The sequence below is a fragment of the Levilactobacillus yonginensis genome (assembly GCF_003946265.1).
GTDB classification, from domain to species: Bacteria; Bacillota; Bacilli; order Lactobacillales; family Lactobacillaceae; genus Levilactobacillus; species Levilactobacillus yonginensis.
This window is the reverse complement of record NZ_RHNO01000018.1, coordinates 23,158-46,777: the sequence shown is the minus strand read 5'-3', so window position 1 is coordinate 46,777 and position 23,620 is coordinate 23,158. Positions and strand designations below refer to the sequence as shown.

Below are 23,620 nucleotides of genomic sequence, written 5' to 3'. Positions count from 1 at the left end.
TCCTTAGTCTTCAGCCGCGGACTTGTCATCGTCCTTTGGCTTTGTGGTCACTTCCACGATATCCCGTAACGCAGCCATGAACTGTTGCAACTGTGGCAACCAGTCTGCCGTCTGCATCTTAGGTTGGATGACCAATTTGATGTGTAGTCGGTCGTCGTTGATTCCCACGGTGGCCTTTAAATCGGTTGCCGCCAAGGCCTTGAAAACATCCTCGCCGCCCAAGATATCGGTTCCCCGCTTAGAAATCGTCACGAAGATATCGCCGTCCTTACGACGAATCTTATCGACCAGAGCTAAATCAGCAGCTAGCTTCAACTGACCAATGGTCAACAACTGGCTAACAGCATCGGGATACTCACCAAACCGGTCGATTAAATCAGCCTGAATTTCACTGACCTCATCATCATTTTCCAGTTGGCGAATTCGCTTGTACATTTCAATTTTTTGTTGTTCATCTTCAATGTAGTCACTCGGCAGGTAAGCTTCAACCCCCAGTTCGACGGTTGTATCCGTCTTCGGTTGCGTTTGCTTGCCCCGCTTCTTGGCAACGGCATCACTTAACATTTGCGTATACAGGTCATACCCCACGGAATTAATGAACCCATGTTGTTGTTTACCCAACAAGTTCCCGGCACCCCGAATGGATAAGTCCCGCATCGCAATCTTAAAACCAGACCCCAGTTCAGTGAAGTCCTTAATGGCCTCAAGCCGTTTCTCGCTGACCTCGGTCAGTACCTTGTTCGGCTTGTACGTGAAGTACGCGTATGCCACGCGATTACTCCGTCCGATTCGTCCCCGCAACTGATACAGCTGTGAAAGACCCATGCGGTCGGCATTTTCAACGAATAACGTATTGGCATTCGGAATGTCGATCCCGGTTTCGATGATCGTCGTCGTGACCAGAACATCGTAATCCCCGCGAAGGAAGTCAAAGAGCACCCCTTCCAGCTGGGCTTCCGTCATCTTACCATGGATGTAGCCGACCCGTGCTTCGGGCACCAACGCTTGCACCTGACTGACGGTCTTTTCAATGTCCTCCACCCGATTATGCAGGTAGAAGACTTGACCGCCCCGTTGCATCTCCCGTCGGATACCATCCTGAATGGCACCCGCATTTTGTTCCATCACGTAGGTTTGGATTGGGAACCGGTTAGCAGGTGGTGTTTCGATCACAGACAGGTCCCGCACACCCAGCATCGACATATGCAATGTCCGGGGAATGGGGGTGGCGGTCAGCGTTAACACGTCCACGTTAGCCTTCAGCTGCTTCAACCGTTCCTTATGTTTGACCCCAAACCGTTGCTCTTCATCGACCAGCACCAGTCCTAGGTTCTTGAACTTCACATCTTGCGATAAAAGTCGGTGTGTTCCGACCACAATGTCCAACTGACCGGTCTCTAGGTCTTTAATCGACTGATGAATCTGCTTGGTCGTCCGGAATCGCGAAAACATCTCGACATTGATGGGATAGCCTTCAAACCGGCTGACCATCGTGTCGTAGTGTTGTTGTGCCAGAATCGTCGTGGGTACCAGGAAGGCGACCTGTTTGCCCGCTTCGACAGCCTTAAAGGCTGCCCGCAACGCGACTTCCGTCTTCCCATACCCAACGTCACCAACTAACAAACGATCCATTGGCCGCCCTTTTTCCATGTCGTGCTTAACTTCCTCAATCGTCCGCAACTGGTCCGGCGTTTCCGCGTACGGAAAATCATTCTCAAAGTCCGTTTGTAGACTATCATCCACCGGAAAGGCATAGCCCTTTTCAGCAGCCCGCTTGGCATAGAGGTCGACTAATTCATCGGCAATATCTTCAATTTTAGCCGCGACTTTGCGTTTAGTTTTAGCCCATTCGGACCCACCTAACTTGTTGATCTTAGGCTTTTTATCCTCAGAAGACACGTATTTCTGAATCAAATTCAACTGGGTAACCGGGATAAACAACTGTGCGTTGTCTTGGTAATCGATGGTCATGTAATCCTGATGAACACCATCCACCGTCAAGGTTTGCATCCCAATAAACTTCCCGATACCGTGGTTAACGTGGACGACGTAATCGCCTGGCTTTAAATCGGTATAGCTCTTTAAACGTTCCGCGTTCGCCATGGTTTGACGCCGTGGCCGCTTCTTCGTCACCTTCTGGAACATCTCGCCCTCAGTGATGACGACCAGGTTGGCTTCTGGCAATTCAAATCCGGTGCGCAGGCGTTCTGGAATCAATTGGGTCAGTGCCGGTTGAACGTTACTGGACTTGGTCAAAACAGCCTGAATTTCAAAATCATCTAGGGTTTGTTCAATCTTTGCTAGTCGTTCCTCATCCTGAACCAGTAGTAAAATCGTTTGCTTTTGTTTATGCCACCGGTCAATTTCGGTTTTCATCACTGGCAACTGACCAAAGAATTGTTGCATGGCCCGCGTCGTAATGTTGGTGACCGCGTGGAATCGCATGCTCCCCATGCCCTTCTGGAACAAAGCCAACATGATTTGAGCGTGAGCGTCATTCTTGACAATTGGCCGGAGTTCACCGCCAAAGGTCTGTTGCGCAAAGATTTGGTGATGGGTCAACTTATCCGTCGCCCAGTTAGCCTCGTCCTCCAGTAACTGGCGTTCGGCATCCTGTAGACGCGAATAATCCCCGAACAAAGCCACCCCATTAGCTGGTAAGTAGTCCAGTAGTTGGTGATGTTCCGGGAATAAATAGTCCGCAAACTCCATCAATTGCGGATCAACGGACCCTTTTTTCAGGCCATCCACAAGTGGTTGTACTTGATCCGTCAGCGTTGTCGCTGCTTCCGCATCTAGCTTAGCAGTCTGAGCCTTCAGCTCCGTGGTCAACGCAGTGGCGCCGGCTGCACGCTCGTCAGCTGTGAGAATGAAATCCGTAGCTGGCAATACTTCGACCGCATCAACATTTTCGATGCTCCGCTGGGTCGCCGGATCAAAGTACCGCAGGGAATCGACTTCCGTGTCAAAAAAGTCCAGCCGAACCGGATAGTCCGCCGCTAACGGATAAATGTCAACGATGGAGCCCCGTACGGCAAAATCCCCAGGCGCGGCAACTAGTTTTTGATGGGCATAGCCCATGCCAAACAGCTGTTGTTGCAGTTTCTCCAAATCAAAATCCGCGCCAACCTTAACCGTAAACCGTGCTCCGGCAAAATTATCAGGGTCTGGCAAAAACCGCCGCAGACCAGATAACGCCGTCACAATAACTACTGGCCGGTCGCTCTGCAAAGCCCGTAGCGCATCGATCCGAGCAGACCGGTATTCTGGCGAACTGGTGGCAACTTCCGCCGCTAAGAGTTCCTCAACTGGAAACTCAAACAGCTCATCATCTTCTAGCAGGTTCGCCAGGTCATCCATCAACTGACCAGCATGATACAGCGTGTCCGTCACGTAAACGATGGACCGTTGCTGATCATGGATGAGGCTGGCAATGAACAAGGTTTCAGCCGACCCATTGAGCCCGGTGACCAACTGTCGTTGACCAGGAGCTATGGCTTGGCGAATCGCGCCGTACTGCGCGGTCTGCGTCATAAATCCTTCTAAATTCACGTGATAACTTCCTATTCTAGTTGTACTGATTCATCAACTGAGTAAATTCGGTACCGCTTAACCAATCATCAAGTGCAGCGACGGCCTGATCCGTCGCTTGGTTAAAGAGCGGCGCTTGGTCTTTGGTAAACTTTCCTAAAACGTAGTCCACCACGGAATGTTGCTGAGGGTGTTCAATTCCGACCCGTAACCGTTTGAATTTCTGATCTGAAACGTGGGCAATGATGCTCTTGATTCCGTTATGACCACCGGCTGATCCGTGATTCCGCAACCGGATTCGGCCTACCGGCAGATCCATGTCATCGTGAACGACCATGATGTCATCCAAGTCAATCTTGAAGTATTGCATCAATGGGTGGACTGCCCGCCCGGATTCATTCATGAACGTTGTTGGTTTCACGACCAACACTTTTTCACCATTCACGATGCCGGTACCGTACTTTGCGTCCATCTTACGGGTCGTCAAGTCAATACCGTGTTCCTTAGCAAAAGCATCAACCACCATGAAGCCCGTGTTGTGCCGTGTGCCATCGTACTGGGGACCAATGTTTCCTAAACCAACAATCATTTTCATCTTATACTGTTCTCCTCAAAAATTAGGTCATCTGAGCTGGAAGCAAAATAGCTGGACGGACGCTTAGCCCCGTTCAGCACACTCAGTTTATCTACGTATTTCAAATCAACATTATTGAGTATAGCATAGTCGCTTGTGAAGTTCACTCATCGTGACCCTTATAGGAAGCGTTTGCTAGTAAACGTTTTTTTCATAAAATAAAGAGGCTCCCCCATAGTCGATATAGCGTTCTCATGTTATACTTGTTAGCGGGTAATGAACGTGACCCTTGAAGTGTTAAATACTTATAGGAGATGAATATTTTGACTAATAAGAATCATCAAAAAGTTGTTTTAGTCGGTGACGGTGCCGTAGGTTCCTCATACGCCTACTCAATGATGAACCAAGGTTTAGCCGAAGAATTCGTAATTGTGGATGTTATCAAGGAACGGACCGAAGGGGACGCATTAGACCTTGAAGATGCACAAGTCTTTACCGCACCAAAGAAAGTCTACTCAGGTGACTACTCTGACTGCAGCGACGCCGATGTTGTTGTAATCACTGCCGGTGCGCCACAAAAACCCGGCGAAACTCGTTTAGACCTGGTTAACAAGAACTTGAAGATCTTGTCTTCAATCGTTAAGCCAGTTGTCGAATCAGGTTTTGACGGCATCTTCGTGGTTGCAGCTAACCCAGTTGACGTTTTGACTTACGCTACCTGGAAATTCTCAGGTTTCCCAAAGGAAAAGGTTATCGGTTCAGGGACTTCTCTGGATACTTCTCGTCTGCGTGTTGCGTTGGCTAAGAAGCTTAACGTTGACCCACGGAACGTGGATGCCTACATCATGGGTGAACACGGTGACTCCGAATTTGCTGCTTACAGTGCAGCCACTGTTGGTTCAAAGCCATTCTTGAAGTTTGCTGAAGAAAAAGGCATTACTCAAGACGACTTGGACAAGATCGAAGACCAAACTCGTAACAAGGCCTACGAAATCATCAACCGTAAGGGCGCAACCTTCTATGGTGTTGCTACCTGCTTGATGCGCATCACAAAGGCAATCTTGCGTGATGAAAACGCCGTCTTGCCTATCGGTGCTGCTTTGAACGGTGAATATGGTTTGGACGATATCTTCATTGGTACGCCAGCCGTTATCAACGCTCAAGGTTTAGCTAGTGTTATTGAAGTGCCACTTTCAGACAAGGAATTAGCTGCTATGAAGTCTTCAGCTGAAACCTTGAAGAAAGTTACCAAGGATGGCTTAGCTGCCCTTGAAGCTTAATTAAACGATTAGAGGTGTCACGCCGTTATGGCGTGGCACTTTTTTTATCCCTTCGTTGACCGGTATTCCACAAAATAATTTGATGAGTCCAAAAGAATTTTGCCCAATCTTTTTTTCGGTCGACCCGCACTCACCCCCTATCGATCCAAGCAAATCAAGACTATCTGCCAACCAAAACTGACCACAATTTGTTACGTAAGCGTTTTCATTGACGCATTCACATTGTCTTTTAAGGAACTTTGAAGTAAGCTAGAGTTATGCTAATTGGTGATAGTTAAGCATGACGACTTTTCCTCCATTGGCTATATTAGGAGGTCACATTTTATGAAAAAACGGAAAGCCCTCGTGATTGGCCTGGTCACCGCCTGTGTGGCGGTCGGCGCAATCTACGTTGGACAAGCATTACACTACTCTTCAGCAAACGTCTTCTTTAAGGATACCGAGATTGCCGGCGTCAACGTCGGTGGTAATACGGCCCAACAGGCGGGAACGAAGCTTAAAGCTGCACTGAAGAATCAACAGCTGACGGTGAAAGACGGTAGTCAAACCGTCACCACTTTCAAGACCAACGAAGTTGACTTAAAGGTGACTTCCCCATCAGCGTTGAAGCAATTGATCTCCAAGCAAAACGTTTGGAGCTGGCCAATTCACTTGACTACCGCTACGGCAGACAGTATCCAGCTGAATGCTAGCACGGAAAATCAAGAAAGTGTCCGGACACTAGCAAAGTCCATTACCACTAAGGCAAACAAGACACGGACCGCTGCCAAAGATGCCTCCTTCACCTATGCAAATGGTGAGTTTGCGGTGACAAAGGAACAGGCCGGGAATCAACTCGACACCAGTAAATTGGCCACTTCAATTTCACAAGCCATTGAGAAGGGCGAGACGACCGTTAACGTTTCCGGTGACTACATTAAGCCAGCCGTGACGTCGACCTCCGCAACCTTTAAGGCGGCAAAGTCTAAGGCTCAGACCATTACCAAACAGAGTTACGTGTACAAGCTAAGCAATCATAAGGTCACAATTCCTGCTGAAACGTTGGCTAGTTGGTTAACGTTCAAGGCTGGGAAGTTATCGACCAATGATACGGCTATTAAAGCTTACCTGACTAAATTAAGCAAGAAATACGGCACCGTAAACAAGACCCGGACCTTCAAGTCCACCAAGCGCGGAACGGTCAAGGTTCCTGCAGGTTTATACGGGTGGAGTATTAAAGTTAAGAAAGAAACACCTGCTTTAAGTAAGGTTGTTTTAGCTGCTAAGGGCATGTCCCGGACCCCTGCAATTCAAGGGAGCGGTTATCACAGCAACGGTACCGACATTGGTAACTCCTACGTTGAGGTTGATAAGACCAACCAACACATGTGGGTCTACAAGAACGGAAAAGTCGTCGTTTCGACCGATGTTGTTACTGGTTTACCAACGACTGCGCACCACACGCCAGCTGGTGTCTGGGTCATTTGGAGCAAGCAACGTAACGCCACCTTACGTGGTCAAAACGATAACGGCTCAAGTTACGCTTCGCCAGTTAAATACTGGATGCCAGTTGATGACACTGGTGTTGGGATCCACGATTCTTCGTGGCAACCTCAATACGGTGGTACCTGGTACAAGTCTCACGGCTCTCACGGTTGTGTCAACACACCACCTTCGAAGGTCGGTGAAGTCTTTAACAACGTTAAAGTGGGCACTCCCGTTGTCATCTTCTAATTTAATTTTAAAAAAAGTTGTGTGTCACCCTTCCGGTGGCTCACAACTTTTTTCTCGCCCAAATTGCCTCCAAAATTACCAATCGGCGTTTTGGCACTAACATCCGAACGACTGGTAAACCCTCCGTTTATGAGGAATCATCGGTTAGACGATTGGCGACCTCACATAAATCATGGAGTAACTGCCATCTCCGCGGTTTATGTGAGTTTACCACCAATTTCTCTGAAAATAGCTGGTCGGAGTTAGGGCAACTATGGTATTATTAGAAGAGATTATTAGAAGTTTCTAATTTTAGGAGGTCATCTGCTATGCTGCTTAAATCCCTAGTGAAACCGAAAGAACGTTTGGTTACGGTTCGCGAGGACGTCACCCTGGAACAAGCCTTAAAGGTCTTGGAAGACTCGGGCTACCGGTGTGTTCCCATCCTGGATGAAACCGGGCAGATCTTTCGGGGTAACATCTATAAAATGCACATCTATCGCCACAAGTCCCGGGGCGGCGATATGCAGCTCCCGGTGACATCGTTACTGAAAAATGCCACCAAGTTTATTTCCGTTAACGCGGCCTTCTTCAACGTTTTCTTCTCAATCAAGGACTTACCCTACATTGCCGTTTTAGACGACAAGAACGCTTTCTATGGGATTCTGACGCATACCCGGTTGATGGACATGCTGTCCCAATCCTGGAACGTCAACATCGGAAGTTACGTTTTAACCGTCGTTTCTGCCGGTGAACGAGGCGACCTCGCTGGGATGGCCAAGGTCATCACCAAGTACACGTCGATTGCGAGTGTCATCAGTTTGGATGCGCAGGAAGGCGAACTGGTTCATCGGACCATGTTCACTCTGCCAGCCGAAGTGGATGAAGAAAAGCTCGACCGAATCGTTAAGGCGTTGGAACGTAAAGAATTCCACGTCCCAGAAATTGAAGATTTACGTCACGAGAACTAAATATGTCACAAAAAAGCGGTCACGACTCCATTATGAAGTCGTGACCGCTTTTTTGGGCAAGTCACCGTGAAACTATGTAGGTGTTACTTTTTACCTTTTCTTTTACGCGCCTTGTCCACCAAGCCGATGCTGGTTGCCAGTGCAGCATCGACCGCTGCCATGGTTTTTTCGTCCAAGTGAGTCACCTGGTCCCGCAACCGTTGCTTATCGATCGTCCGAATTTGCTCAAGCAAAATGACGGAATCACGCTCGATTCCGGTCCGGTCAGCGGAAATGCCGACATGCGTCGGCATTTTAGGCTTCTCGATTCGAGCGGTGATTGCCGCCACGATAACGGTTGGACTATAGTGATTTCCCACGTTGTTCTGGATGATCAAAACGGGGCGCATGCCCCCCTGTTCCGAACCAACGACTGGTGATAGGTCGGCGAAGAAAACGTCACCGCGTTTGACTTCAACACGGGCCATGGGCCGCCATCCCCTATCTGATTAATTTTTTAATGCTTTGTTCTACGAAAGTTTGTTAACCGGCGCTCGGCTTCCTCTTCACATGGTGTGAAGACGCGAGCAATATCCCGGTTGATCAAAGCCATTGCTTGATACCCAACAATCAAAGCCAGCTTACGTGAAGCTGCCGCTCGCAGAGGAACCAGCGCTTGATGCCGCTGTCTGCGGGAAATGTGTCCTCGTAACCGTGGTCGTTCTAATTGCTGCGATTGAGCCATGAATTGCCCTCCTCAAGTAAATTCACTTCGTCTCATACAGTTTACCACGAAACACCACCCCTGGACACATAACACGATAAATTAATGACGATAGACCCGTGGTACCCGCGTGGTGAACCCACAAGCAATTTCATAATGAATCGTGTCACAGTAGTCCGCGATGTCTTGCAGTGTAATCCGTTCGTGACCATCCTGACCGATCAACGTGACCTTGGTTCGCCGGGGATACCGGTGTGGCAGCCGCACCATCAATTGATCCATGCAGACGCGACCAACAATTTCACAGCGCTGACCGTCAACTAGGACATCGAAGCCTTGCATCCGTCGTGGATAACCATCGGCGTACCCAACGGACACTGTTCCGATCCATTCATCCTCCGGTAAGGTATAGGTCGCCCCATAGCTGACTGATGAGCCCGCTGGAACCAACCGGGCCTGCATCAATTCACTGGTCAGACTCATTGCTGGTTGTAGCGGATACGGTTCAGCAATGGCCGTTCCCGAAGGATTCAACCCGTAACCGGCCGCTCCGAAGCGCACCATGTTACCGTTGCAGGCGTCGTGCCACAAACTCGTTGCCGAGTTGGAGACGTGCACGTACCGCGGTTTTTGTGGTAACCAGTCCGTTAAATCGTGCCATTTAGCCACTTGCTTCTGAAAGTAATCGTCATTGGGATCATCCGCCGTAGAAAAGTGGGTGAAGATCCCTTCGAAGTTAAACTGTGCCGGATGTTGTCGGAGAAAATCAACGACCACCTCGACCTCAGCCTTGGTCTGAAACCCAATTCGTCCCATTCCCGTGTCTAATGCTAAATGAATGGGCAGTGGCTGAACCGTTTCAAACAACGACAGTGATCGCGTTGCTAATTCCAACCATTCCAAGTCAGCCACGGCAACGGAAATATTTTGTTCGACCATGACTGGTGCGTCAGCGGGTTCCGTGACCCCCAACACCAGGATGGGTTCATCGAATCCGGCTGCTCTGAGTTCTAATGCTTCGTCCAATATTGCCACGCAAAATCCCGTGGCACCGGCTTCCTTGGCCGCCTGAGCGACCTGTACGGCCCCGTGACCATAGCCGTTGGCCTTCACGACCATGAAAAGATCGCAACCCGCGGCTAAACGGTCAACTTCCGTGTGAATATTGGCCCGTAAGGCCTGACGATCAATTACCAGCTGTGTTGGCCGGTGCCCCCCTACTACTACCATGAACCTTACCCTCTTTCTAAAATTACCTCCGTCATGACCACCGTCGCCGTATGTGAGATTGACACAAAGGCGTTGCCCCCGAAGGGATGACGGATTACGCTTGGACGGCCGGTCTGGTCGTCGCGAATCTCGATATCTTGAAATCCTACGGCCTTGCCAATACCAGTCCCCAAAGCTTTGCTGTATGACTCTTTGGCCGACCACCGTCCGGCAATGAATTCAACGGCCCGTTGCCCGCTTAGCTGACCATAGTCAGTCAACTCGTTGGGGGTCAGAACCTTATCTAGGAATTGCGGCTGCTTAGCCACAACCGCATTGACCCGTGCCAGATCAGTGATATCAATACCAATTCCGTAGATCACTTTCATCACCTCTCTTTATTTTGTCCAGACTGTATTTTATCACAGCAAAGCGTGATTACCGCAACAAGTTACCCAGTTAAGCGTAATTGTAAACTAATGTTAAGAAGCGGGTCGGTGTTCAGGTAGTCGTAATCCCACCCAATTTAGTCAAAAGGGAGAGTGGGCTCGCAGTCCGCACTCTCCCTTGTCCCTAAATTAATGCATCACGGCCTCACGGAGCCGGAGTTGTGCAGCTATAGGCTGACTCGTTGGCATCATCTCAGCTGGTAGCAAGTGAACCTCACCACCAAGCTGGCTAACCAAGAGTGCCAAATCGTTGTAGAGATTGTTCTGCCGGCTCAGAGACGTCGCCGTCATCACTGCACCCTGTTCAGTCAAATGGCCCGGTTGAAAGGCTTCCGTCCGAATCCAGAGTTGCGTCAACTGACCTTGAACGGCCGCTGTTGCTAACCGGCCGAGATCCATCACGATTTGCTCATTTTGACGGGCTTTAGCAAAGGCATCTTGACGAATCTGAGCCGCCTGTTCATAGCGCTGACGGTTCACGACAACCGTTAAGGCTGTGAGTGTCTGATTAGCAGCCGTCAGGTTCGGCACCTGGGTTACCTGGACCGTAGAATCCAGGTAAGCATTCTGGGAAAGCTTGCGGAAATTCCCTTGTTCACTCGCACCGGCAACTAAAATCAGGGGCACCTGGGCCACGTTTGAATAGTGTTGTGTCACGTAGGTATCGACCTGCTGAAAGTAGTTCCGTTGGTCAGCGGCTTTAGCAGTATCCAATGACCCAGTGCCACTGTAATGCGTCCCAACCCCAGCGGACCGTTGCCAACGACCTCGGTCACGAACTTCCTCGCCTAGGGCTTGCGCCATAGTGGCGGGAGCCTCGATCGGAAGATTGACGAGCTCGGCGCGACCACCCCGAACCTGTGCCAACTCGAAGGCATCACGGCCAAGTAAGAGTAAGTCGTAATCACTTGTTTGATCTTGCGCCTGTAAAATCGGCAGTACGTTTGGCTGATAAGTTACTGCCAAGGTTGGCATTACCGGGCTGTGTAACCAATAGTGATAACTCGTTGTTGGCCCAGCCATAATCAGCAGTCCCATGGCACTCCCGTTGGTTAACGCACCGTGAGTAAAGGGCGCAAAGGCTGGCTCATACGCAGACCACACTCTGTCGGGTGCTAATTCGGTCAATTGAGACCGTCCCTGCTTCAGTAAACTATTAAATTGTGTTCGGTCGGTATTCGGAATCCCCGTGATGGGTAAGGTCATTGTCACAAAAGGACCTGGCTTCGTGGCGAGCGTCAGTGCTGCGTGTAAGTCAAAGTGGTTTGCCATAATGATTTATCCTCCATAGTTGGTTGTCATAAGATTCTTCGTATCAATTCAATAAGAGAATAATATCATGGTCAGGCGACAAACGCAACTAATATTTTTATCCAATATCAATTTATAGTGTGAATTTATTTTCTAATCGTTGATTTGCCGGCGTTCCCACCTGGTGAATTTTTTGTAATTGGACGCAAAGAAAAAGCCCCTACCGGTTGCCGCCGGTAAGAGCTCACTTCTAATCAATTTTTAGGTAAAACTAGTCTTTCTTACGAATGGTGAAGCCGCGGCTACCACCCTCGTTACGCCGACCACTGTTACCACCGTTGCTACGATGGTTCCGGCTGTCGCCACCATGGTTCCGTGAGTCATGACTCCGAGAAGAATCATGACCGCCACGTGAACCACCATGACCACCGCCACGTGAGTCGTTGCTACGATGACCACGGTAGCCACCGCCACCGTTACCACCATTGCCGCTACGACGATGGTTACCGCCACCATGATGGTAGCCGCCACCGCCGTGACGTTTGCCACCGCGCTTAGGCAATGGCCGTTCTGGGGTAATCTTAACGGGTACTTGGTTACTGTTGTCCTTGGTCAGGTCGTTTAAGAGCGCTGCAACCAAGTCTTCAGCATCGTATTCGTTCAAGAGGCTCTCGGCCGTCTTAGCGAACTTTTCGGTATCCGTCTTGCTAACCAATTCGTTAACTGCTTCTTTAGCAGCACCTAATTGGCTAACCAAAGCTTCTTCATCCGAAGGTGGCTTCAAAGGAAGCATACGCACCTTCGTCAGCTTTTCGATTTCACGCAAGTAATCCATTTCATTAGGCGTTACGAAAGTCATGGAAACACCATGCTTCCCGGCACGACCAGTACGGCCGACACGGTGAACGTAGCTATCTGGATCTTGTGGAATATCGTAGTTATAAACGTGGGTCACGTCATTGATATCGATCCCACGAGCAGCCACATCGGTTGCAACCAGGATGTCCAATTGACCATGACGGAATTCGTTCATGATTTGTGTCCGACGTTTCTGCGTCAAGTCACCGTGAATCCCTGCAGCGTTATAGCCACGAGCTTGCAGCCCACTAGAGATTTCATCGACCCGACGCTTCGTCCGTGTGAAGACGATGGTCAAGTCTGGTGATTGAACGTCGAAGAAACGCGTCATCACATCAAACTTTTCAAAGTCACGTGAACGGACGTAGAATTGATCGATCAAGTCGGTCGTTAATTCCTTAGCCTTAATCTTCACGTGCTTAGGGTCTTGCATGAATTGAACACCAACCCGCTTAATTTCGGGTGGCATCGTTGCTGAGAAGAGCATCGTTTGACGTTCTTCTGGCAATTGCTTGATGATGTCTTCAATATCATCCAAGAATCCCATGTTTAACATTTCATCAGCTTCATCTAAGACCAACATTTGAACGTGGTCCAACTTCAGCGTGTGCCGGCGAATATGATCCAATAACCGACCCGGGGTCCCAACAACCACTTGCGGGTGGTTCTTTAAGGATTTGATTTGACGACGAATATCTGCCCCACCATAAACGACTTGGACGTTTGCCCGTTCGTTACGGCCTAATTTATAAATTTCTTCTTGGGTTTGGATAGCCAGTTCCCGTGTTGGGGAAACAACCAACGCTTGCACGTTTTCGTTGCTCTTATCAATCTTTTCCAAGATTGGTAAAGCGAAGGCCGCAGTCTTCCCAGTACCAGTCTGAGCTTGGCCAATAACATCTTGACCAGCTAAGACCATTGGGATTGTCTCGGCTTGAATTGGGGTCGCTTCTTCATAACCTGCTGTGGTAACTGCTTTCAGTAGGTCTTCAGAAAGACCTAGTTCGTTAAACTTCAAAAATATTTTCCTCCTAATGGATACGTCGCCCTAGTGCCTCAAAATACTTGGAAAAAATCCGTTTTCCTTGGTGCGGATGATGATTGGCTAGAACGGGGTAATTTCGTTTCTTAAATACAACTAAGCCATCATACAACGCTGAAACAAAATAAGCAACTCCCAAGACTCGTGGAAGTTGCTTCATTTTCATTTTAGTTTTCAGCGGAATCCCGCAGTGCGGCCAACACTTGCTCCAAATGAATGCCATGGGATGCCTTTAATAAAATCTGATCAGCAGGGGTTAATTTCGCCTGTAAATCAGTTGTAAGCGTTGTCAGCTCATCCGCGCCATAATGGGCTACTGGCAGGTTTGGATAACGATCAGCTAATGCTTTAGCCAACGACTCCATCAACGGACCAACCAAGTACACGCCAGCAATAGCCGTGGGGTCGATTGCCGTAGCAAGACCAGCATGCATCGCACTAGCCTGGTCACCCAACTCCAACATATCTCCCAGAACCACGTACCGCTTGCCGGTAACTGGCGTCTGTGAGAAGGCCGCTAAGACTTCTTTGACGGCCGTTGGGTTGGAGTTGTAAACGTCACTCAGGATAGCCGTTCCGGTACTACTCTCCAGCCATTCGGCCCGGTTCTCGGTCAGATTGACCGTAGCCAATGCCTTCTGTGCACTCTCAGGACGAATCCGGTAAACGGAAGCCACAGAAAGAGCTGCCAGGGCATTGTTTACGTTGTAGGCCCCAATCATAGGAATCGTAAAGGTCACCTTGGGCCACTGATTCGTCACGAAGCTCGTCGACGTGGACGTCGCTTGAACGTCGGTAGCGAAAAGAGCATTGGTCCCTTCTTGGCCGAACGTTACTTGCCGTTGAACCAAATCAGTTGAACGTTCGCGCAGTAACGGTTCATCCCCATCATAGACGAAGATACCATCGTCACTAAGACTGTGCGTGATTTCCATCTTGGCATCCGCAATCTTGTCACGCGTCCCAAAGAATTCGATGTGCGCTTCACCAATCATGGTAATCACTGCCAGGTCTGGCATTACCAAGCTGCTTAGGAAGTCGAGTTGACCAGGCCGGTCCATCCCCATTTCAACCACTAACATTTCAGTGTTAGGTTCCATAGATAGAACTGTCATGGGTACACCAATTTCATTGTTGAAGTTGGCGTGTGTCTTGGTCACGTTGAACTGCGTGGCCAGCACCGCGGCAATCATGTCCTTCGTGGTCGTCTTACCGTTACTACCAGTAATGGCAACCACTCGCGGATTGATTTTAGATAAATAGTACTGAGCCAAGGCCTGCAAAGCCTTTAGAGAATCCGCCACTTGGAGAACGGGAAAATCAGCTGGAGCACTGACCATGTCGCGGGCCCATAATGTGGCAACTGCCCCGTGGTCAATGGCCGATTGAATAAACTGATGGCCGTCCTGTTCGCCAGTCAATGGGATAAAGAGTCCCCCCGGCTGGAGGTGTCGACTGTCAAAGGCCACGCTGGTCACACTGACACTACGCCATTGTTCGAAATCATTGATTGCTCCAACTGCATGAGCAATTTCAGCAAGCTGCATCTTCATGTTTTCTACTCCTAATTGGCGGAATGGCCGCTGGGACCGTCCCGTTGTCAAATTGATTTCCGTTCGGTAAGTCAGCCGAACAGTTCTAGTCGCAATAAAATCTGTTTTTCATTATACCATGAATTGCGCTCACCTAACTTAAAACGCAAACAAAAACCACTGAGGGCAAGGGCCCAACAGTGGTTGACAAATTTTTTAAATGGAATCAGCCACGTCACTAAAGACCTGGTTGTCGTGAATGCTCAACGCCCACTCACCAGTGGTTAAATCGTAACGCAGACTCGCAACTTCCCGTGAATCCGCGTAGACCTCTTCTTGAGAATACCAGGTGTTCTGCCGCTCTGGATGCGTGATTGCTCGCACCGGAATCACGTAAACGCGGTGACGTTCAACCAATTGATCAAAGGCAACGATCATACCATCCATCAAACCTTGCGTCAGCTGTAAGACAATTTCATGAGGCAAGTCGCTAATGGCCAAGGGTCGGGCAAAGACCCACCGGTTGTTGTGCATTGCGCGTAAGTGCCGCTTGATACTAACCTCTAAGACATGATCGAAATCCGCTAAATGCCGGTAATAGATTTTGTAGAACCCATCCCTTAGCGTTAGAAACGCGTAGTCGTTCTGCAGCTTCGCGTAGAACGGCGTGCGGATATGCGTCTCCATGTGTGCCAAGTAAAGAAGTTCGGCTAATTCACCTGGTAAGAGGAAATCGAGATCATCGCTGTGCGTGTAGTCTAACCATTTCACCGCATGCTCGTGCTTACCCAGTAGGTAACGTCGAACTTGCGCTTGGCCCGTGACCGTCTGTAACCGGGTGTGCGGATTAATTTCCACATCATTACCGGATTCTTCGTTCAGCAAAAGCAACTGATTTGGGATGGCCGGAACGCCATTTAAAAAATCAGCTGGTGATATGCCCAACGAATAAATCATATTCGTCACGGGTTCTAGACTTAAATAAATGAAATTTCCGCGCATACTCCAACACTCTTTCCCCTAGTATCAATCATGTTTAATTGTACTACGAAACCGCCTCCAACTGTCCATAAATTTTTACATTTTTTCGAGTCGTTCAATCCGGTCGGCCATCGGTGGATGGGTGGCAAATAAATCAGCGAAATTTTTCTTTCCTTTGAAGGGATCACTGATGTAAAGCGCCGCGCTATTGGCATCGGCCGCCTTCATGGGCGCACTGTCGTCAATCTTCTGTAACGCACTGATTAGACCTTGCGGATTCCGAGTCAATTCCACGCTAGAAGCATCGGCTAGGTATTCTCTGTTCCGGGACAAGGCCATCTGAGCAATGCTGGCAGCGAGTGGTGCCAAAATAATCAGCACGATTGAGATAACCAAACCGATGGCATTGCCACCGGAATCACGATCATCCCGCCGTCGTGCACCACCCCACCAGAGCCAGTTACTGGCAAAATTGACCAGCAGGCCAATGGCTGCCGACAATGCCAACGCAATCGTTTGTAAACGGATGTCATAGTTTCGGACGTGAGAAATTTCGTGGCCAATGACCCCTTCCATCTCTTCACGGTTCAATCGTTCTAAAATACCGGTCGTGACTGCAACCGCAGCGTGCTCGGGATTATTGCCCGTCGCAAAGGCATTAGGACTGGCATCTTCAATGATGAAGACCCGCGGCATGGGTACTTGACCTACCATCGCCATGTCTTCCACCAAGTGCCACAACTCTGGTGCCTGATTTTCATCGGTAATTTCTCTGGCATGGTTCATGCTCATGATCACGTTGGTCGATTGACTGATCATAATCAGCATGTAGACCCCGGTGACCACCGCTGCCAACAAGATTCCTGACTCCCAGTTCGCCCAGAAGAGGTCACCTAGTGCTGCGCCGATGGCGAGCACTAACACACCAAACCCAAACATCACATACCCTGTTCGGCGTTTATTCATGGCAATTTGATCATACAACATGTTATCGCCTACTTATCTTGGCCAAAGTCATCAAAGTTAACCTTCGGCGCCGTCTTTTCTTCTTCAGGAACTTGCAAGTAGTCGCTCTCTTGGAAATGGTGAACCTTGGCGACGATGTTACTTGGGAAGGACTGAATCTTCATGGTCAGGTTGGCCACTGAACTGTTGTACAGCTGCCGAGAATAAGCAATCTTGTTTTCAGTATTCGTTAATTCTTCCATTAACTTACTAAATTGCGTGTTGGCCTTTAAGTCTGGATAATTTTCAGACAGGGCAAACAGTGACCGCAACGTCGTAGATAATTGGTTAGAAACTTCCATAGTCTGTTGATGATCATCAGCGGGAACCTCAGTCAATTGGTTCCGCAAAGCAATCACCTTTTTTAACGTGGACTGCTCGTAGTTCGCATACCCTTTGGTCGTTGAAACTAAGTTAGGAATCAAGTCATTCCGTCGCTTGAGCTGAACGTCAATCTGACTCCAAGATTCTTGAACGTGCGTCCGTGTCCGAATCAACCCGTTGTAGGCACCAATGTACCACGCCACCAAGATGACTAGCACGATAATTAAAATTATTGCAACCATTCTCTATCACTCCTCCTATGGACTCTGGTAAACTCATCATAACAAATGAAAAATCGCGAGGCCAGTAGCTTTGCCTGACTTTAACATTAAATTAGGAGGTTCCACCTATGCAACACGTTCTGTTTGTCTGTCTCGGTAATATCTGTCGTTCACCAATGGCGGAGGCCATCTTCAATGATCTGCTAGAGCAGCGTCACCTCACCAACCAGTTTGAAGTAGCTTCTGTCGCCACTAGCCCTGAAGAAGAAGGTAACCATCCCCACCCCGGAGCCCTCAAAGCTATGCAAGCTCACGGACTGGATGCGAGTCACCATCGCTCCCGGCCAATTACGGCCGCGGACTTTGACTGGGCAGATACCATCATTACGATGGACCATGCCAACGTGGCTAATTTGCAACGAATGGTCCCCTCAGCGGCCGATGTGGCCAAGGTTAAGCTCTGCCTGGATATTCTCCCAGGTCGTACTGGCGAGGCCATTGACGACCCCTGGTACACCCACAAGTTTGAACTGACTTATCAAGAATTGGCAGCGGCATTACCTGCTTGGCTAGATGAACTGACTAAGTAGGCCTTTGTAGGCCAGCGGTTTAACTGACTGGCCTAGCCATTTTCAAATAACCCCCATGAGATACCTTGGGCCGAGACACTACGTCTCGGCCCTTTTTCTCGTGAGTTTTTTATCTTTAAGTATGCGGTGTATCTGCAAGTGTCCAGGTAATGCTCCCAGAATAAAGGCCCTGCTGAGCACCTGCATTTACTTGTAGAAATAGGCCATATAGTTGTTGCCACTTAGCCGTCACATCGACTACCTGATCATCTCCATCAGTCTCACCATGTGCAACGATTTGGTCTGCACTTGAAAGCACCTCATGATTCCCCCAGGTTGTCGCGTAATAAAGATCACCAAGTAGCGGTTGCTTAGTTACCGCATTGGTCAACGGCTGATTCAGTCTGGCCTTTAAGTCCCAACCATGACCAGCTGAACGTGAGTCTTCAATCTGAAGGTCCAGCGTTGAGTGATTGGGTAGCGTTTGGCGATTCCCCGTTAGTTCGCCAGAAAAATCGGCCTGACCGGCCAAATTGGCAAAGCCCAAAGTCCCCGTACTTTTAGGCTCGTTGGTCGCAATCAAAGACGTTGTTATCGTGTTAGAAAACGCCTCATCCGGATCAACCGCCGTCAATTTTAATGTGTTTCGTCCCTTACTTAACGTATTGGCTGGGATCTTGTAGTTAAAGGCACCTCGCGTGTCAGAAGCCAATAGCTTTTGCTCTGGTAACTGGGTATCATCATTTAACTCTCCCCTAATCTTCACGTCGCCACTTTGGTATTGCGATTTGGAAAGGTCAACCATCCCTGGCAATGAAACCGACTGACTGTTATCAACGGTGAGACTCGCTGTCGACGTTAAATGTAAGACCATACTGTTGCTTCCCTGTACGCGAAACTCTGGCGTCGACGTAGATGCAACGGCTTCGTCTCCCTTAAATTCGCTGGTGGCCGCTGGGACCGGCCCCGTCGAATCCTTCACTACGCCTGTCAACTCAATAGTCGCTTGATTACAGTCATCAGAGAGTGTCTGGATTTTCTGCCGGATCACTGGCTGGGTCAGGTCCGTTCCAGTCAGATTCGCCTCCGTTCCATCAGGATAATGGATCTTCATCGTGTTGAAACGCAGACGCTGAGGTAAACGAAGTTGGGTCTCAATATTGTGCCATGAGCGGCTACCATTCAGATATTGTAACTGATAAGACAGGCTCACTTTGTCGCCTTTAGTTAGAGTATCCCCTGCTTTCACCGGAATCATCTTATCAGTTGCGCCGGCTACCTGCACCCGCAAGTGTGATTGTGCCTCGCTATCAACCAAATCTGGAAGCTCATCAAACACAATTAGATTATTTTCTTCCATACTGGCAGTTGATCCCGTAAAGCCCCACCAAGCCTTGCCCGTATCATCGGGGTCAATGATACTTCGGTCGATAGGAACGGTCGCCGTCATACCAGACCGGGCCGACACGCCGGTGACTGGGTCCCGGTCATTAAAAGAATACGTGATGCTAGCATTTTTAGAATCAGATGAATTGGGCTCGTACGTTAATGTTAAATGATGCCACCTGGCGTTCGAAAGAAAATTAAAGTCGTTGCCAGCGAGAACCCCATTATGCAAAAGCTTATAAGACCGGGCAAATCGAATTAAGCTGTAATTGTCCTTAGGAACATAACTGCTGGATTCACCAGGATAATTGGAAGCAATATGCGGCGTCATCAAATTATTATCATCACTGTCGAGGTCAAAGGCATCGCCTTTTCCCCCGCTATTTAGGTCAGCCGTTTTGTTCAAAAATGTGTCAAATTCCAACGCCCAACTGTGTTGAATAGCTGTCTTGGCGACGTCTTTAGCAGTAGAGAAAAAATCATTTGAATTATCGATTCCCCACACCCCTAAGGATTCACCAAAAATTTTCCCGGGATACTTGGGTGCCGCCTGGACACCCCCGCCATTCTGCAAAACAAAGGCCATGCCATCCCCAGCAACGTTTCGATCTGCTCGGAAACTCCCACCATCGCCAAAATACAGCCACATCGAGACAGTCTGTCGGTGGTTTAGGTTGAACCGATAGTTCTCTTTAGACCAAATCGCGCCCACCTGACCAGCATCATCTGTGAGTTGGACCACCTGCGTTGTTGATGTCCGTCTATTCTGTGAAGGAACGACAACTGCATGATTCCAAGGTGACCGCCCAGCTTCAAATAGACTTGGCAGGGCAATTCCTTGCGGCGTCGTCTCCAGCCCATGTTTTAAATCAAACGGCGTTCGCGCCTGTGCGGTTACTGTTAATAGGTAAAAACTGGCAACCAAAAAACTAACAAAACCTAACACGACTCCCTTAACCATCATTCTGGTGGCTCCTTCCCGATCAGGAGCAACTGCCGATTCATCTAAACTTTTCAAATGATTATAACTATTTTAATGTAGTTATCCTCGTATAATACTAACACCCCTGATTAATTTCCTTTAGTATACCACGTTTACCGAAACAGCACGTCTAAATCGTTGATATAACAGTATTTATAATTGATTCAGCTCTGAAAATCCATCATATTTATCTAGAATAAATCCGCTTCATTTCCGCCATAGACAGCAAAAAAGCTACCCGATTCCCCGGGTAGCTTCACACTAAATATCAATAACTTTTTTTTAATTAGTCGCCATCGTGTTTTGTAACGTCCAGTGAATAGTCGTCTTGTACGTCCCAATGGTTAATCCAGGGTTCGTTTTCAACAGGAGGCCCTGGTTCTTGTTCCAGTCCTGCATGACATCGACCACATCATTGTCAGACGTCGTCGTATGTTTCATGATCGTAACGGCCCCTGCCAACAGACTGTTCTGTTGACCGTTCTGATCAACGTACGTCAGGTCACCATTGATTGGATTACCTTGAAGCTCTGCTACCATCGGATCAGCCGAGGCCGTTAATGTCCATTGGTCGCCGGTTCCCATGGTGTCGTTGACGTTCACATGAAGATTACTGTCCGGCGCAAAGGACATCGACTTTCCAGTCAGCTTTTGCGGATCATCTCCATTGAAAGACGATTCAGTAGGGACGTCAAGCTTAATCGTCCCTTCCTTCACGTTGACCGTATAGACCGTATCATTGGTTGACCGACCTGATTGGTCGCGCGCGTACATAATCAGTTGATTGCCGTCTTTCAGCCCAGAAATAAGTGAAGCGGCCGGAATCGTATAGCTAAATTGGCCCGCCGGATCACTGTCCTTTAAGGATACCGGGGCCAGGTCCTCGCCGTTCAACGTAGGATGTAAGGTGATATCGCTATTTTTACTAGCGTTCCCACTCACGTAATTGACTTTCCCAGTAACTGTCACATCCTTAGTACCAGTCATTGTTTCACTACTCGTCGTGCCACCAATACCAACTTGACCACTGGTCAGTACCATACTCATGGCGCCTGCAGCTGGCTGGGTCACATTGAAGGCGTTCAAGCTGGCATCGGTCAACGCGTTAGAACCATCAAAATTGCTGTGCGTTGACTTAGAGGTGGCCGAAGTCACACCACTCGCGAGTACGCCCTTCCCCTTTAAGGTAATGGTAGCCGTCTTGTTGTTGTCCGATAAAACATGGCCAGCATCTAAGGCAACGTTGACGGTCTGGCCGGAAATATTACTATTATCTAAGCCAGTGATCTGTTGCTGGTAGCCATCCGCGTAGGTGATGGTCGCTGTATCATTAAACGCCACGTTAGCTGGTAACTTCAACGTTGCTTGAACATTTTGCCAAGATTCACGGCCCCCATCATAACTCAAGTGATACTTTACAGATAGCCGGTCACCGGTATAAATTTTATCCGTCGTTGCGGACGTCATGATCTTATCATCTTGCGAATTGTCTGTAATATCGGCCGTGGCACTGGCATTGACCAGTCCAGGAACCTGTTCAAAGACGACCGCATTTTCTTCCGCATTCTTGGCGATCCCGGTCGAGCCGGTAAAGCCCCACCGAACGTGACCATCGCTACCAACACCTAGCTTACTGGGATCAATCGGAACTGTCGCGGTTTGCGCGGTACCGCCATCCGCAACAGTTGCAATCAGTGCACCAGTCGACGGATCCTTATCACCAAACGTATAGGTCATCGTTTTAGCATCATTGTTCCAATTCAAGGTTAAGTGATGCCAAAAACCATCTGAGAGATAACTGTAACTTTTTTTCAAAACTCCAAGGTGATTGAGCTTCGCATAGTATTTACCATTGCTAAGCGTTCCCTGTGCATAACTGTTCTTGTCCCCAGGATAGTTAGATCCGATATGGGGATACCCACCGGTGATGTCGGCATCAAAATCGTTATCTGCCTTACCATTCCTCAAATCAGTTGAAGTGCCGTTCGCAAAGGTATCAAATTCTAGCGCCCAGCTCTTTTGAATGGCACTGTCGGCAATTGCCTGCGTATCAACCGGCTTGGTAAAGTCTGTCCGCGCGTCACCACCCCAGACACCTAACGTCTGGCCATTAAGTGGCTGACCAGCCGCATTAGTTGAACTAGCACCGACTCCCCGATCATCATTCTGCATAACAAAAGAAATTCCATCCGCAGCGGAAGAATTTCCATTACCTAAGTAAAGCCACATCGAGGCCTTTTCATTTTCGTTTAAATTCATCGCTGCTTCATTGCTGGTCCAAATTGTTCCCAATTCAGTTCCAACCCGGTAATTCGTTAACTTGACGGCTTGATCTAATCCGTGACCTGTATCCATCAATTCGGCAGAATTATTGGCGATTGTTCCCGGAGAGAAATAACTACCGACTGTGATCCCTGCTGGTGCCTTCACCGTAACTGAATCCGTATCCGCTTGCGCCGTTATTAAATGGCCACCAATCGTCAGGCCCGCCGTTAGGGCAATCAACCCTAATAAAATGGCTTTGACTTTCAACTAATCCCTCCCCTTTAAACGTGAAAAGCTCGTCGGCAACCTAGTCTTGTCGATGAGCCATGCTTCCTACCTACTACCTGCCTTGACACCTAACCGGCAGTTAACTTTACATTTAGTTGTACAGTTTAATTGCAATGACATTTCTGTACACGTAATTGAATGCGCCGTTGACTGACAACCCTAGTCTAATTGCCAAAAAGTCAACGCCCCTGTACTACTTCTCTTATTAACCAGTACAATTATATGTGGTCTCCTAACAAAATTCAAGCCTTTTACTTTCCACACATTAACCTAAATTTATTAGTAAATAACCCTTTTTTGAATATTTAATTTATCACCGGATAACTATCCAGTCGCCGTAGTTCCAGGATTACTCTGTAAAGACAAGCCAAATGTCAGTAATCTCGAATTACTTATTATTACTAATACAGCTAATTAATATGCATTATTCGTGGAAAAATCCATCAATTCATTTATGATAAAACACAAAAAAACTCGGTATCTTGACTAGATACCGAGCATTACAGC

The 23,620-nt window shown here is 48.6% G+C and carries 18 protein-coding genes; 4 read left to right on the top strand and 14 right to left on the bottom strand.

Annotated features, from left to right (window positions below; translation table 11 throughout):
• Positions 1–3: 3 nt before the first annotated feature.
• The gene (mfd, locus tag EKM87_RS09480) at positions 4–3,552 is read right to left on the bottom strand and encodes a transcription-repair coupling factor (protein ID WP_125684149.1); all 3,549 of its coding nucleotides are present in this window, start codon (positions 3,550–3,552) and stop codon (positions 4–6) included.
• A gap of 16 nt (positions 3,553–3,568) precedes the next feature.
• Positions 3,569–4,126, bottom strand: a complete 558-nt coding sequence (gene pth / locus EKM87_RS09475; protein ID WP_125684147.1) for an aminoacyl-tRNA hydrolase — start codon at positions 4,124–4,126, stop codon at positions 3,569–3,571.
• A gap of 293 nt (positions 4,127–4,419) precedes the next feature.
• Here pth and EKM87_RS09470 point away from each other — a divergent pair, with 293 nt between their 5' ends.
• From EKM87_RS09470 to cbpA, 3 genes are all read left to right on the top strand, one after another.
• Entirely contained in the window at positions 4,420–5,385 is a 966-nt protein-coding gene (locus EKM87_RS09470) for an L-lactate dehydrogenase (RefSeq protein WP_125684145.1), read from the top strand.
• A 324-nt stretch (positions 5,386–5,709) separates the two neighbouring features.
• On the top strand, positions 5,710–7,098 hold the full coding sequence (locus EKM87_RS09465) for a L,D-transpeptidase family protein (protein WP_125684143.1): 1,389 nt from the start codon (positions 5,710–5,712) through the stop codon (positions 7,096–7,098).
• Between the two features lie 308 nt (positions 7,099–7,406).
• Positions 7,407–8,048: a cyclic di-AMP binding protein CbpA gene (gene cbpA / locus EKM87_RS09460; RefSeq protein ID WP_011667295.1), complete on the top strand. Its 642-nt coding sequence runs from the start codon at positions 7,407–7,409 to the stop codon at positions 8,046–8,048.
• Between the two features lie 83 nt (positions 8,049–8,131).
• On the opposite strand, the gene EKM87_RS09455 is transcribed toward cbpA, so the two are convergent.
• The 10 genes from EKM87_RS09455 to EKM87_RS09410 all read right to left on the bottom strand — a co-directional run bounded on the left by EKM87_RS09455 (position 8,132) and on the right by EKM87_RS09410 (position 17,644).
• On the bottom strand, positions 8,132–8,515 hold the full coding sequence (locus tag EKM87_RS09455) for a type II toxin-antitoxin system PemK/MazF family toxin (protein WP_125684141.1): 384 nt from the start codon (positions 8,513–8,515) through the stop codon (positions 8,132–8,134).
• Between the two features lie 29 nt (positions 8,516–8,544).
• Entirely contained in the window at positions 8,545–8,772 is a 228-nt protein-coding gene (locus EKM87_RS09450; protein ID WP_125684139.1) for a hypothetical protein, read from the bottom strand.
• A gap of 81 nt (positions 8,773–8,853) precedes the next feature.
• Complete coding sequence (alr, locus tag EKM87_RS09445; RefSeq protein WP_125684137.1) at positions 8,854–9,981, bottom strand: alanine racemase; 1,128 nt, start codon at positions 9,979–9,981, stop codon at positions 8,854–8,856.
• A gap of 5 nt (positions 9,982–9,986) precedes the next feature.
• On the bottom strand, positions 9,987–10,343 hold the full coding sequence (acpS, locus tag EKM87_RS09440) for a holo-ACP synthase (protein ID WP_125684169.1): 357 nt from the start codon (positions 10,341–10,343) through the stop codon (positions 9,987–9,989).
• 195 nt (positions 10,344–10,538) lie between these two features.
• On the bottom strand, positions 10,539–11,681 hold the full coding sequence (locus EKM87_RS09435; RefSeq protein ID WP_125684135.1) for a baeRF6 domain-containing protein: 1,143 nt from the start codon (positions 11,679–11,681) through the stop codon (positions 10,539–10,541).
• 250 nt (positions 11,682–11,931) lie between these two features.
• Positions 11,932–13,536, bottom strand: coding sequence for a DEAD/DEAH box helicase (locus EKM87_RS09430; RefSeq protein WP_125684133.1), 1,605 nt, complete (start codon positions 13,534–13,536; stop codon positions 11,932–11,934).
• 191 nt (positions 13,537–13,727) lie between these two features.
• Entirely contained in the window at positions 13,728–15,113 is a 1,386-nt protein-coding gene (locus EKM87_RS09425; protein WP_125684131.1) for a UDP-N-acetylmuramoyl-tripeptide--D-alanyl-D-alanine ligase, read from the bottom strand.
• 195 nt (positions 15,114–15,308) lie between these two features.
• Entirely contained in the window at positions 15,309–16,094 is a 786-nt protein-coding gene (locus tag EKM87_RS09420) for a hypothetical protein (protein WP_125684129.1), read from the bottom strand.
• A 75-nt stretch (positions 16,095–16,169) separates the two neighbouring features.
• The gene (gene htpX / locus EKM87_RS09415; RefSeq protein WP_125684127.1) at positions 16,170–17,060 is read right to left on the bottom strand and encodes a zinc metalloprotease HtpX; all 891 of its coding nucleotides are present in this window, start codon (positions 17,058–17,060) and stop codon (positions 16,170–16,172) included.
• Positions 17,061–17,068: 8 nt separating this feature from the next.
• Positions 17,069–17,644, bottom strand: coding sequence for a LemA family protein (locus EKM87_RS09410; protein WP_125684125.1), 576 nt, complete (start codon positions 17,642–17,644; stop codon positions 17,069–17,071).
• Between the two features lie 107 nt (positions 17,645–17,751).
• Here EKM87_RS09410 and EKM87_RS09405 point away from each other — a divergent pair, with 107 nt between their 5' ends.
• The gene (locus EKM87_RS09405; protein ID WP_125684123.1) at positions 17,752–18,213 is read left to right on the top strand and encodes a low molecular weight protein-tyrosine-phosphatase; all 462 of its coding nucleotides are present in this window, start codon (positions 17,752–17,754) and stop codon (positions 18,211–18,213) included.
• 115 nt (positions 18,214–18,328) lie between these two features.
• On the opposite strand, the gene EKM87_RS09400 is transcribed toward EKM87_RS09405, so the two are convergent.
• Both EKM87_RS09400 and EKM87_RS09395 read right to left on the bottom strand, forming a co-directional pair.
• Positions 18,329–20,542: an L-type lectin family protein gene (locus EKM87_RS09400; RefSeq protein ID WP_125684121.1), complete on the bottom strand. Its 2,214-nt coding sequence runs from the start codon at positions 20,540–20,542 to the stop codon at positions 18,329–18,331.
• A gap of 300 nt (positions 20,543–20,842) precedes the next feature.
• Positions 20,843–23,092, bottom strand: a complete 2,250-nt coding sequence (locus EKM87_RS09395) for an L-type lectin family protein (RefSeq protein ID WP_125684119.1) — start codon at positions 23,090–23,092, stop codon at positions 20,843–20,845.
• Positions 23,093–23,620 lie beyond the last annotated feature (528 nt).

Excerpts from the sequence above, each read along its gene's own strand:
- pth (WP_125684147.1), bottom strand. The coding sequence starts at position 4,126 with ATGAAAATGATTGTTGGTTTAGGAAACATTGGTCCCCAGTACGATGGC.
- EKM87_RS09470 (WP_125684145.1), top strand. The coding sequence starts at position 4,420 with ATGAATATTTTGACTAATAAGAATCATCAAAAAGTTGTTTTAGTCGGT.
- EKM87_RS09465 (WP_125684143.1), top strand. The coding sequence starts at position 5,710 with ATGAAAAAACGGAAAGCCCTCGTGATTGGCCTGGTCACCGCCTGTGTG.
- cbpA (WP_011667295.1), top strand. The coding sequence starts at position 7,407 with ATGCTGCTTAAATCCCTAGTGAAACCGAAAGAACGTTTGGTTACGGTT.
- EKM87_RS09455 (WP_125684141.1), bottom strand. The coding sequence starts at position 8,515 with ATGGCCCGTGTTGAAGTCAAACGCGGTGACGTTTTCTTCGCCGACCTA.
- EKM87_RS09450 (WP_125684139.1), bottom strand. The coding sequence starts at position 8,772 with ATGGCTCAATCGCAGCAATTAGAACGACCACGGTTACGAGGACACATT.
- alr (WP_125684137.1), bottom strand. The coding sequence starts at position 9,981 with ATGGTAGTAGTAGGGGGGCACCGGCCAACACAGCTGGTAATTGATCGT.
- EKM87_RS09435 (WP_125684135.1), bottom strand. The coding sequence starts at position 11,681 with ATGGCAAACCACTTTGACTTACACGCAGCACTGACGCTCGCCACGAAG.
- EKM87_RS09425 (WP_125684131.1), bottom strand. The coding sequence starts at position 15,113 with ATGAAGATGCAGCTTGCTGAAATTGCTCATGCAGTTGGAGCAATCAAT.
- EKM87_RS09420 (WP_125684129.1), bottom strand. The coding sequence starts at position 16,094 with ATGCGCGGAAATTTCATTTATTTAAGTCTAGAACCCGTGACGAATATG.
- htpX (WP_125684127.1), bottom strand. The coding sequence starts at position 17,060 with ATGTTGTATGATCAAATTGCCATGAATAAACGCCGAACAGGGTATGTG.
- EKM87_RS09410 (WP_125684125.1), bottom strand. The coding sequence starts at position 17,644 with ATGGTTGCAATAATTTTAATTATCGTGCTAGTCATCTTGGTGGCGTGG.
- EKM87_RS09405 (WP_125684123.1), top strand. The coding sequence starts at position 17,752 with ATGCAACACGTTCTGTTTGTCTGTCTCGGTAATATCTGTCGTTCACCA.
- EKM87_RS09400 (WP_125684121.1), bottom strand. The coding sequence starts at position 20,542 with ATGATGGTTAAGGGAGTCGTGTTAGGTTTTGTTAGTTTTTTGGTTGCC.